The 11,272-nt window shown below is 66.0% G+C and carries 10 protein-coding genes and 1 pseudogene; 6 read left to right on the top strand and 5 right to left on the bottom strand.

The window, feature by feature from the left end; translation table 11 throughout:
• The 5 genes and pseudogenes from PU724_RS08090 to murA all read right to left on the bottom strand — a co-directional run.
• Positions 1 to 305 (bottom strand): annotated as a pseudogene (locus PU724_RS08090) (IS110 family RNA-guided transposase); the annotation flags it as partial.
• Complete coding sequence (locus PU724_RS08085; protein ID WP_354421248.1) at positions 217 to 1,842, bottom strand: ABC transporter substrate-binding protein; 1,626 nt, start codon at positions 1,840 to 1,842, stop codon at positions 217 to 219. The gene PU724_RS08085 and the pseudogene PU724_RS08090, both read right to left, overlap by 89 nt.
• A gap of 98 nt (positions 1,843 to 1,940) precedes the next feature.
• A complete protein-coding gene (gene murQ / locus PU724_RS08080) occupies positions 1,941 to 2,864 on the bottom strand; it encodes an N-acetylmuramic acid 6-phosphate etherase (protein WP_354421247.1) in 924 nt (307 codons plus the stop codon).
• Between the two features lie 184 nt (positions 2,865 to 3,048).
• Positions 3,049 to 3,939, bottom strand: a complete 891-nt coding sequence (locus tag PU724_RS08075) for a glucosamine kinase nucleotide-binding domain-containing protein (RefSeq protein ID WP_354421245.1) — start codon at positions 3,937 to 3,939, stop codon at positions 3,049 to 3,051.
• A complete protein-coding gene (gene murA / locus PU724_RS08070; protein ID WP_354421243.1) occupies positions 3,936 to 5,192 on the bottom strand; it encodes a UDP-N-acetylglucosamine 1-carboxyvinyltransferase in 1,257 nt (418 codons plus the stop codon). Before murA ends, PU724_RS08075 begins: the two co-directional genes overlap by 4 nt.
• Before the next feature lie 138 nt (positions 5,193 to 5,330).
• On the opposite strand from murA, the gene PU724_RS08065 reads away from it, so the two are divergent.
• The 6 genes from PU724_RS08065 (at position 5,331) to PU724_RS08040 (ending at position 11,112) form a co-directional block, all read left to right on the top strand.
• Entirely contained in the window at positions 5,331 to 6,188 is an 858-nt protein-coding gene (locus tag PU724_RS08065) for a MurR/RpiR family transcriptional regulator (protein WP_128273876.1), read from the top strand.
• 174 nt (positions 6,189 to 6,362) lie between these two features.
• Positions 6,363 to 7,052 carry an SDR family NAD(P)-dependent oxidoreductase gene (locus PU724_RS08060; protein WP_354421241.1) on the top strand — a complete coding sequence of 230 codons (690 nt, stop codon included), beginning with the start codon at positions 6,363 to 6,365 and terminating at the stop codon, positions 7,050 to 7,052.
• A 225-nt stretch (positions 7,053 to 7,277) separates the two neighbouring features.
• The gene (locus tag PU724_RS08055; RefSeq protein ID WP_354421239.1) at positions 7,278 to 8,129 is read left to right on the top strand and encodes a MetQ/NlpA family lipoprotein; all 852 of its coding nucleotides are present in this window, start codon (positions 7,278 to 7,280) and stop codon (positions 8,127 to 8,129) included.
• An 83-nt stretch (positions 8,130 to 8,212) separates the two neighbouring features.
• Entirely contained in the window at positions 8,213 to 9,304 is a 1,092-nt protein-coding gene (locus tag PU724_RS08050) for a methionine ABC transporter ATP-binding protein (RefSeq protein ID WP_354421237.1), read from the top strand.
• Positions 9,285 to 9,938, top strand: coding sequence for a methionine ABC transporter permease (locus PU724_RS08045; protein WP_354421235.1), 654 nt, complete (start codon positions 9,285 to 9,287; stop codon positions 9,936 to 9,938). The genes PU724_RS08050 and PU724_RS08045 overlap by 20 nt, the downstream gene beginning before the upstream one ends.
• 157 nt (positions 9,939 to 10,095) lie before the next feature.
• On the top strand, positions 10,096 to 11,112 hold the full coding sequence (locus tag PU724_RS08040) for an isopenicillin N synthase family dioxygenase (protein WP_354421233.1): 1,017 nt from the start codon (positions 10,096 to 10,098) through the stop codon (positions 11,110 to 11,112).
• The last annotated feature ends 160 nt before the right edge of the window (positions 11,113 to 11,272 follow it).

The following is an 11,272-nucleotide window of genomic DNA, read 5'->3' as shown; positions in this document are numbered from 1 at the left end:
CGCTGTGCCGCAACGACGATTGCCTCAGCATCGGCAGCATCGTTTTTCTGCCTTTTCACAAAGGGCCGCACATATTGCGGCGCGATCAGTTTCACCTCATGGCCAAGCTTGACCATTTCCCGCGCCCAGTAGCTCGCGCTACCGCATGCTTCCATCACAACCACAGCAGACGGCTGGCATGCCATGAACTGCCGGAACCGTGACCGCGTCAGCTTCTTACGGAATTTCAAATGCCCCGTCATTGTCGCGCCGTGAAGCTGGAAAGCGTTCTTTGCCAGGTCCACCCCGATCATTGTATCTTCCATTTGCCGTCCTCTCCTTTTCGTGGCGTTGAACACCACGACCTTGGCACATTGCGATGCCGTCTGGGGAGGGCGGCAACCATCCCATCTTCTGCTGCGCCGTGTAGCTGTAGGAGGTGTAGAGCCAGATCCACGGCGAAACGTCGGCGATGTGCTTTTCGAACTCGGCGAAGATCGCCTTGCGCTTTTCCGGATCGGTCTCGGCGCGGCCCTTCTGCATCTGGCTGTCCAGCGTGTCGTCGATGTAGTTGGCCACCTTCTGCAGATTGCCGGCTTTGGTCCAGTAGCGGTTGTACATTGTGTAGGGGTCGGCCCTGCCGCCATTGAGCGCCACCGCCATGTCGAAATCGCCCTTCAGCCAGGCGTCGACGTAAACGTTGAGCTCCATCATCTTGATGTCGAGCTTGACGCCGATCTCGGCGAGCTGCGACTGGATGACCTGGGCTTCCGCCGCCGCCGTCGGCGGCTCGCCGGTGGCGCCGATCACGGTCGCCGAAAAGCCGTCGGCAAAGCCGGCTTCGGCCATCAGCTTCTTCGCCTTCTCGACGTCGCGCTTGTAGCAGAACAGCTGGCCGGGATCGGTGGCCATCGAGGGAATGGTCAGCGGCCCGGTCACCTTGCCCTCGCCGAGCGAGGCGGTGTCCAGCACCTCCTGCCGGTCGATGGCGCAGGAGATCGCCTGCCGCACCTTCAGCTCGGTCATCGGCTTGCGCGACGGGTTGAGCTGCAGCACGTGATAGGCAAGCACCGGCACGCGGTTGAGCTGCAGGCTGGCTTCCTTCGGCACCAGCGTGGCGACCAGCGGGTCGTTGAGCAGCGCGAAGTCGATCTGCTTGGTGCGCATCGCCGCCAGGATCGCCGTCTCGTCCGGCAGCACGCTGATCTCGATGCCGTCGACGCCGGTGGCGCCGCCGGCCCAGTCCTTGTTGGCGCTGAGCACTTCCTTGGCATTCGGATCCCATTTGTCGAGCTTGAACGGGCCGGAGCCGATCGCCTTGGTCCCGATCGAGCCGGCGGCGATCTCGCTTGCCGGAACGATGGCCGCGTTGACGTCGCTCATCGCCGTCAGCAGCGGCACGTCCGGCTGCGACAGATGGAAGACGACACTCGCCGGATCGGGCGTGTCGATGCTGGCGATCGACAGGAAATTGGCGCGGGCCGCAGCACCCGTCTTCTCGTCGAGGATACGCTCGAACGAGGCCTTCACGTCGGCCGAGGTGACAGCGGCGCCGTTCTGGAACTTGGCCTTCGGGTTGAGCTTGAAGCTCAGTTCCTTGCCGTCGGCCGAGAACTGCCAGCTATCGGCGATCGCCGGCACGATCTTCAGGCTGGCATCGACCCTGACCAGCGGTTCATAGACCAGCTCCAAGAGCCTCAGCGACGAAAAGGCGGTCTGCTTGTGCGGATCGAGCCCGGTGGCGTCCTGCGCCCAGGCCATGTGCAGCGTTGCCGCGCTTGCCTCCAACGGCGCGGCGGCGATGCCGACCAGCGCCGCAAGCGCCATGCCCGAAATCAGTTTCCTCGTCAGATCCTTGACCATTGTCGTCTCCCATTTCGTTCGACCTTGCTTTGCAATTCCGCGGACCGCTTCAAAGGGGCAGGCGCCCCGGACTGTCGGCCCAGTTTTCTCATGCGGCTTCACGCCGTCTTTTCGCTGATCACCTTGCGCAGGAACCCTCCCGCCTTGCCGAGCGCCTCACGCGCATCTTCCACGCCCATGCCGGTAATCACCATCAGGATTGCCAGCTTCACGTCCTTGTCCGTCGCCTCCAGCGCCTGCCGTGCCTGCTGCGCCGTGCAGCCGGTCGTCTGCATGATGATGCGGACGGCCCGCGCCACCAGCTTCTTGTTGGACGGATTGAGGTCGACCATCAGGTTCTGGTAGCTCTTGCCGATGCGGATCATGCTGGCGGTGGTCAGCATGTTGAGGACCAGCTTCTGCGCGGTGCCCGACTTCAGCCGGGTCGAGCCGGTAAGCACCTCCGGACCGACGACCGGCGAGATGGCGATGTCGGCAATGCCGGCGATGGTCGAGCGCGGATTGCAGGACAGCGCCACCGTCGTCGCGCCCACGTCCTTGGCGTAGTTGAGCCCGCCAATGACGTAGGGCGTGCGGCCGCTGACGGCGATGCCGACCACCACGTCGTCGGCGGTGAGGACGATATCCCGCAGGTCCTCCGCGCCCTGCTTCGGATCGTCCTCGGCGCCTTCGGCGGCGCGCACCAGCGCTTCGGCACCGCCGGCGATGAGGCCGATCACCATATCTTCGGGAACGCCGAAGGTCGGCGGGCATTCGGAGGCGTCGAGGACGCCCAGCCGGCCGCTGGTGCCGGCGCCGATATAGATCAGCCGAGCGCCCTTCTGGAAGGCTTGCACGATCCGGTCGACGGCCATCGCTATCTCCGGGATGACCTTCTCGACGGCGGCGGCGACGCCCTTGTCCTCGTCATTGATCCGGCGCAACACGTCGGCGGTGGGCAACAGGTCGATGTCCATCGTGCGCGGGTTCCGGTCCTCGGAAACCAACCGCTCCAGCTCGGACATCAAGCCGTGTTCGCTCATCCGCTTGCTTTCAAACGCTGCCTTTCGGCAGGGAATCTGATGCAGCACCGGACGCCGACCAGTGCCGCAGTCGCGGCATTGGCGCTCATATTTGTGGCCGGTTCTGCTTCGTTAACTTTTTAGAATTCAATATTCGCAGCGTCAACGACAGAGTGGAATAAAATATTCCTATCGACGAGACGCGTCAGCGACCGGCGAGGGACCTTTTGGCCAGGATGATCGCTCCCGAAACGGCATCGCCGTCGGCGGGCTTCAGACGCCGGCGCACGTCGGGCGCGAGCCACGGCTCGAGCGGGCTGGACAGGCCCCCGAGCAGCGTCACCCGCGGCGCGCCCTTGTCGAACAGCACCCGCACGAAAGTGTTGACCTGCTCGGCCGCGCTCTGCACGATCCGCCGCCCGGCCGCGTCGCCCTGGTCGGCATGGCGGATCACCATCGGCGCCAGCGCCGCGTAGTCGGTGGCGCTGGCGCGGTCCATCCAGGCGACGGCCTCCATCGGATCGTCCTTGAAGCGCTGCATGACTTCGGCGAGCAGCGCCGTCCGCTCGTGGCGTCCGTCATGGGCGCGCAGGGCAAGCCGCACCGCCTTGAGGCCGAGGTCAGCGCCGCTGCCTTCGTCCGAGATCGGAAAACCGTAGCCGCCGACGCGCAGGTCGCGCCCGTCGACGAAGCCGAGCCCGATCGAGCCGGTGCCGGCAATGACGATGGCGCCGTCCTGGCCCGAATGCGCGCCAAGGCAGGCCCCGACCCCGTCGCTGACGAAAGCGATGCTGGCGAAAGGATGCGCGATCGCCTTGAGCGCCTCCAGCGCACCCTTGCGGCCGATGCCGGCGAGGCCGATGCCGGCGCGGATCCGGGCGATCTCCGCCGGCCCGAAACCGGCCTCGTCGATCGCCGCGCCGAAGGCCCGCGAGACGGAGGCCCAGGCTGGCTCGATGCCGAGCCGCGTCGTCGCCGGGCCGGACAGGCCTTGCCCGAGAACGGTTCCCGCCTCGTCCTCGATGCGGGCCCGGCAGCCGGTGCCGCCGCCGTCGACGCCGAGGAAGAAATGCGGCGAGCCCGCATCGGCGCTCATCTCCCGATCCGCTCGATCTCGGCGCCGCAGAGACGCAGCTTGCGGTCGAGCTGCTCATAGCCGCGGTCGAGATGGTAGACGCGGTTGATGATCGTCTCGCCTTCCGACACCAGCGCCGCCAGCACCAGGGAGACCGAGGCGCGCAGATCCGTCGCCATCACCTGGGCGCCTCGCAGCTTTTCGCCGCCGCGCACCAGCGCCGTCGTGCCCTGCAGCTTGATGTTGGCGCCGAGCCGCGTCAGCTCCGGCACGTGCATGAAACGGTTCTCGAAGATCGTCTCGCGCAACAGCGAGGCGCCGTCGGCACAGCACATCAGCGCCATGAACTGCGCCTGCAGGTCGGTCGGAAATCCCGGATAGGGCTCGGTGGTGACGTCGACCGCCTTGAGCGGTCCGTCGCGCGACACGATCAGCCCACGATCGCCTGGCCAGATTTTCACCCCGGCGGCCTCCAGCAATTGCACCACCGATGCCATGTGCTCCAACCTGGCATGGGTGAGCTCAAGCTGGCCGCCGGTGATGGCCGCCGCGACCGCATAGGTGCCAGCCTCGATGCGATCGGGGATGATGTCATGCGTGGCGGCGCGCCAGCTGGTGCCGCCCTCGATCAGGATGCGGTGCGTGCCGGCGCCCTCGATGCGCGCGCCCATGGCGTTGAGGCAGGCGGCAAGGTCCGCCACTTCCGGCTCGCGCGCCGCGTTGAGGATCTCCGTCTCGCCCTTGGCCGTCGTCGCCGCCATCATCGCCGTTTCGGTCGCGCCGACCGAAGGCGAGCTGAGCACGATGCGCGCGCCCTTGAGGCCGTTCGGCGCCGAGGCGACGATCGATCCGCCCTCGATTCCGATATCGGCGCCGAGCGCGGCGAGCGCCGCGACATGCATGTCGACCGGCCGGGCACCGATGGCGCAGCCGCCCGGCAGCGACACCCTGGCATGGCCGAAGCGGGCAAGCAGCGGCCCCAGCACCAGCACGGTGGCGCGCATTTTTCTGACCGTGTCATAGGACGTTTCCGCGGAAACGGCGGCACCGGTGTCTATCGTCGCCGCGTGCGCGGACCTGGTGACCACGGCGCCATGCAGGCCGACGACGCCCAGCATGTTCTCGACGTCGGTTACGGAAGGCAGGTTGGTCAGCTGCAGCGGATAGGGGCTGAGCAGTGCCGCAGCGATCTGCGGCAGCGCCGCGTTCTTGGCGCCCGAGATCGTCACCGCGCCCTCGAGCCGCTTTCCGCCGATGATCCGCAATTTGTCCATGCCGACTCCCGGTTCGATCCGCTTCCATTGACACTCGATCGACCATTCTTGGCTGTCAATTGAAATTGGAATAATTTATTCCATGCTAAGGCATTGCCAACCGCGATGGGCGGCTGGTGACCAGCGCAAGGGAACTCGATGTCCGTCCTGAAGAAGATCGAGGCCAAGCTCGAGACGATGGCGCAGGGCGATCGCGAGATCGGCCGCTACATCGTCGACAATCCCGATCAGATGCTGCGCCTGTCGACGGCTGCGCTCGCGGCCGAGATCGGCCGCAGCCAGTCGAGCGTCGTCAAGTTCAGCCAGAAGCTCGGCTATGCCAGCTATCAGGAGCTGAAGCTCGCCGTCAGCGAGGCCAAGGCGCAGGAATGGCAGGTGCCGGCCGGCGTCATCCACGGCTCGATCGAGGTCGGCGACAGCCATCAGGTCATCCTCAAGAAGCTGATCGGCAGCAAGCTTCTGTCGATGCAGCAGACCGTTGCCGCCAACAGCGAGCGGATCCTTTCCCGGGCGCTGGACCTGCTCGATCGCGCGCGCCGCATCCATCTGGTCGGCGTCGGCGCCTCCTCGCTGGTGGCACGCGATTTCTCCTACAAGCTGATGAAGCTCGGCCGCAATGTCCTGCACGACAGCGACAGCCACATCCAGATGGCCAATGTCTCGACGCTTGGGCCGGATGACGTGCTGTTCGCGCTCTCCCATTCCGGCGCCAGCATCGAAACCTTGCGCATCGCCGAGCTGGCCCGCAAGCGCGGCACCACCGTGATCGCCGTCACCGGCCTGCACGACAATCCGCTGAGCCGCGTCGCCAACATCCGCCTCTACACCATCGCCGACGAGGAGCGCGCCCGTTCCTCCTCGATCACCGCGCGCGACGCGCAGCTGACCCTGACCGACCTTCTGTTCCTGCTGCTGGTGCAGCGCCAGCCCGACGCCAACGACCATATCCACAACAGCGAGGCGGCGGTCTCGGTGCTGAAGGCGGAACGGTCCTAGTAAGTCGCGCAACCCGGGTTGAGCCAGGCAGTTCGGGTTTGCATGCCAGCTTCTTGCACGGTAGGCCTTTGGTATCCACGTCCTCCTGACGCAGGCACCGGAGCAGGCTTTTCTTGCCTCTTGTCGTCGAAGGCGCGACGCTGCAGGCGGAAAGACGTTTGCAAGGAGGACAACATGGCAACCGATATCGCGGTGATCGCAGGCGCGGGGCAGGGCTTGAGCGCCTCCCTGGCGCGTCTCCTGACCAAGGAGGGATTTCGGGTGGTGCTGGCCGCGCGCAACACCGGCAAGCTCGCCTCGCTGGTCGAAGAAACCGGCGCGCTGGCCGTCGAGACCGACGTCGCCGATGCTGCGTCGGTGGCCAGGCTGTTCGAGGCCGCCGACAAGGCGGGCCCTCTTGCGCTTGCCGCCTTCAATGCCAGCGGACGCACGCGCGGACCGATCGCCGAGCTCGACCCGGACGCGGTGAAACAGGCGCTGCTGATCGGCGCCTACGGCGGCTTCCTCGTCGGCCAGCAGGCGGCGCGGCGGCTGCTGGCGCGCGGTTCCGGCTCGATCCTGTTCACCGGCGCCACGGCCAGCCTCAAGGGTTTTTCCGGATCGGCCGGTTTCGCCATGCCGAAATTCGGCCTGCGCGGACTGGCGCAGTCGATGGCGCGCGAGCTCAGCCCAAAGAACATCCACGTTGCGCATTTCATCATCGACGGCCAGATCGAGCCGCCCGGACAGGCGACCGAGCCGGACCGGCCGGATCGCCGCCTGTCGCCGGACGCGATCGCCGAGACCTATCTCGCGGTCCATCGCCAGCATCGCAGCGCCTGGAGCTTCGAGGTGGAGCTCAGGCCCTGGGTCGAGACGTTCTGACTTCCCGACCGTGGTCGCGCCGCCGATTCCAGGCGGCGCCTCCCGCCGCTCACCCGCACCCCGGCGGGCGTGCTCGCTGTCGTGAAATCTTTGAGAGAATATTTCCTGCTCTGCTCCTGAGAAGAAAAGCAGTTCTTTGATCGGACGCCAAGCATTGCCGATGCTGTCATCAAGGCTTCGCATTCCGCCAAGCCGAAACGATTTCAGGATCGCAAGGAAAGAACCATGTCCGGACACGGCAACGCTTCAAAAACTCTCGTTACGTCAATCACCAGGCGCGCCGGACTTGCGGCGCTTCTTGCCTCGGCGCTTGCCGTTGTCGGCCTCACAACGCCGACGCCCTCCTTCGCCGAGGACAAGAAGGCGATCAAGGTCGGCATCATCAGCGGCGAGGACGAGGATGTCTGGCGCGTCGTCGTCGCCCAGGCGGCCGAGAAAGGCCTCACCATCGAGACCGTCGTCTTCAACGACTACACCCAGCCCAACGAGGCGCTGGAACGCGGCGAGATCGATGCCAACGCCTTCCAGCACAAGCCCTATCTCGACAACCAGATCAAGACACAGGGCTACCACATCGTCCCCGTCGGCTATACCGGCGTCTGGCCGATCGGCCTCTATTCGAAGAAATACACCAAGGTCGCCGACCTGCCGGAAGGCGCCGTCATCGGCCTGCCCAACGATCCGTCCAACGAGGGCCGCGCCCTGCATGTGCTGCAGAACGAGGGCGTGATCAAGCTGAAGGACGGCACCGGCATCCTGGCGACCACTGCCGACATTTCGGAAAACCCGAAGAAGGTCGCCATCAAGGAACTCGATGCCGGCATCGTTGGCCGCTCGGTCGAGGATCTCGACGCCGCCGTCGTCAACACCGACTGGGCGTTGAAGAGCGGCCTCGGTCCCGACAACCGCATTGCCCAGGAGCCGGTGGCCGACAATCCCTACCGCAACTTCATCGCCGTCAAGGTCGGCAGCGAGAACGAACCCTGGGTGAAGACGCTGGTCGCGTCCTACCAGAACGAAACGGTGAAGGCCGAATTCGACAAGGTCTACAATGGCACCGGCATCAGCGCCTATTGATCGGCGCCTGGCTTGCAGCAGCAGGCGGCCCGCTGTTCGGCGGGCCGCCATCGCGTTTGCGGATCGCTGAAACGGAAACAAAGATGAACCAGCATGTCACGGCCGAAGTGGCCGATCCGGCGCACAGCCCTCCGGCAGATCGGGAAGATGTCGTCCGCCTCGTCGATCTGAAGCGGCGCTTCGGTGCGACGCCGGCGCTCGACGGCGTCTCGCTGACGGTGCGCAAGGGCGAGATATTGGGCATTATCGGCCGCAGCGGTGCCGGCAAGTCAACGCTGATCCGCTGCCTGAACGGGCTGGAGCGGCCGGATTCCGGCGAGGTCGTCATCGAGGGCCGCGAGATCGGCGGGCTCGGCGAGCGCGAACTGCAGCCGCTGCGCCGCCGCATCGGCATGATCTTCCAGCATTTTAATCTGCTCTCGGCCAAGACCGTCGAGGACAATGTGGCGCTGCCGCTCAAGATCGAGGGCCGGCCCAGGGCCGAGCGTCTGGCGCGTGCGACTGAACTCCTGGAACTCGTCGGCCTGTCGGAGAAAGCAAAAGCCTATCCGGCCGCGCTGTCGGGCGGCCAGAAGCAGCGTGTCGGCATTGCCAGGGCGCTCGCCGCGCGTCCCGCGCTGTTGTTGTCCGACGAGGCGACCTCGGCGCTCGACCCGGAGACGACGCGCTCGATCCTCGCGCTGCTCAAGGACATCAACCGGCGGCTCGGCCTCACCATCCTGCTCATCACCCACGAGATGGAGGTGATCCGCTCGATCGCCGACCGCGTCGCGGTGATCGATGCCGGGCGGATCGTCGAGGAAGGCCCTGTCTGGTCGGTCTTCGCCGATCCGAGGTCAGAGATCACCAGGAGCCTGCTCGGCGGCATCCGGCCGCAACTGCCTGATGAGATCGCCAGCCGGCTCGTTCCGGCAGGCGGCGGCGAGACGATCCTGAGGATCGATGTCGCCGGCGAGGCCGCGCGCGGCCCGCTGCTGTCGGACCTTGCCACCGCGGTGCCGGGACCGTTTCGCCTCGTCCATGGCGGCATCGATCATGTCCAGCAGCAGCCCGTCGGCACGCTGTTCCTCGCGGTGCCCGGCAACGATGCAAAGCATCTGTTGGAAGTCATTGCGTTCCTGAAGACCCGCGAGGCGCGGGTGGAGGTGCTTGGCCATGTCGCCGGTTCTGTTTGAGCTTCTCATCCGTTCGATCTGGGAAACGGTGCTGATGACCGGAGCCTCCGGCCTCATCTCGCTGGTCTTCGGCCTGCCGCTCGGCCTGGCGCTGGTCGCCACCGATCGCGGCGGCATCGCCGAAAGCCTGTGGGTGAACCGCATCCTCGGCGGCGTCGTCAACGGCTTCCGTTCCGTCCCCTTCATCATCCTGCTCGTCGCCTTGATCCCGGTCACGCGGCTGATCGTCGGCACCTCGATCGGTACTTGGGCGGCCATCGTGCCGCTGGCGATCGCCGCCACGCCCTACTACGCGCGCATCGCCGAAGTGTCGCTGCGCGAGGTGGACCACGGACTGATCGAGGCGGCGCGCGCCATGGGCGGCAACCGCTGGACGATCATCCGCGAGGTGCTGGTGCCGGAGGCGCTGCCGGGCATCGTCGCCGGCTTCACGGTGACCCTGGTGACGCTGGTCGGCGCCTCGGCCATGGCCGGCGCCATCGGCGCCGGCGGGCTTGGCGATCTCGCCATCCGCTACGGCTACCAGCGCTTCGAGACCAGCGTCATGGTCGCCGTGGTCATCGTCCTGATCATCCTTGTCTGCGGCATCCAGTGGGCGGGCGACCGGCTGGTCGCCAGGCTGGATCGACGCTGATGATGGGAGGGCCGGAAGTTCTTTGCCCGCCGGCAGCGGAATGCAGCGCCGGCTTTGCGTCATTCGCGCCGAGATTGGATCGTGCGTTGCTTGGGCCGGGGCCGCGCGCATGGCATCGTGGGGCGGGGTCGCATAGTGCCGCGAAAGGAGCCTGACCATGGCCAGAATTATCCCCGTGCTCGATCTCGACCGCCTCGACCAGGGCGCCTCGGAACGGCGGACCTTTCTGTTCGACCTGCGCACGGCCGCGCGCGACGTGGGCTTCTTCTATCTCTCCGGCCACGGCATATCGGCTTCTGAAATCTCCGACGTGCTCGATGCCTCGCGGCGGTTCTTCGCCTTGCCGGAGGCCGACAAGCTGGCGATCGAAATGGTCAAATCCTCGCAATTCAGGGGCTATACGCGCGCCGGCGGCGAGCTGACCAAGGGCAAGGCCGACTGGCGCGAGCAGCTCGACATCGGCGTCGAGCGGCCGACGATCGCGCAGTGGCCGGGCGTTCCAGCCTGGACGCGCTTGCAGGGGCCGAACCAGTGGCCGCACGCCCTGCCGGAGCTGAAACCGGCGCTACTTGCCTGGCAGAGCAAGGCGACCGAGGTGGCGATCCGCCTTCTCAAGGCCTTCGCGCTCTCGCTCGACCAGCCGGAAGACGCCTTCGATGCGATCTATCGCGACGAACCCAACCATCGCATGAAGATCGTGCGCTACCCCGGCCGCGACGCCACCGGCGACGACCAGGGCGTCGGCGCCCACAAGGACGGCGGCTTCCTGACGCTGCTGCTGCAGGACGAGAACAAGGGGCTACAGGTCGAGTACAGTGGCAATTGGGTGAATGTGGACCCGATCCCGCAGACGCTGGTGGTCAACATCGGCGAGCTGCTCGAACTGGCCTCGAACGGCTATCTGCGGGCGACCGTCCACCGCGTGGTGACGCCGCCGCGCGGTGTCGAGCGCATTTCGGTGCCGTTCTTCTTCAGCGCCCGGCTCGATGCAACGATCCCGCTGCTCGACCTGCCCGAGGACCTGGCGGCGGAGGCGCGCGGTCCGGCAAGCGACCCCGACAATCCGCTGTTTCGCGACGTCGGGACCAATGTGCTGAAGAGCCGCCTGCGTTCCCACCCGGATGTGGCGCGCCGGCACTATGCCGATCTGCTGGAGGCGGCAGCGGCTGGCTGAGGCCGCGGTCCTGCTTGCGCGATATTATTTCGCGGTTCGGCTGATATTTGGAATTCTGTTCGTCGCAAACTCACCGGTCAAAGCCCACATAGGATATATCGTTCGGCGTTCTCCTCCCATTGCGCCGAACGGTGTTCCCCTCTGAAGGTTTGACCTTCAT

Source organism: Mesorhizobium abyssinicae (assembly GCF_049887195.1).
GTDB lineage: Bacteria > Pseudomonadota > Alphaproteobacteria > Rhizobiales > Rhizobiaceae > Mesorhizobium > Mesorhizobium abyssinicae.
Note: the sequence above shows the minus strand (reverse complement) of the source record. Positions and strands in the feature narration are given on the sequence as shown.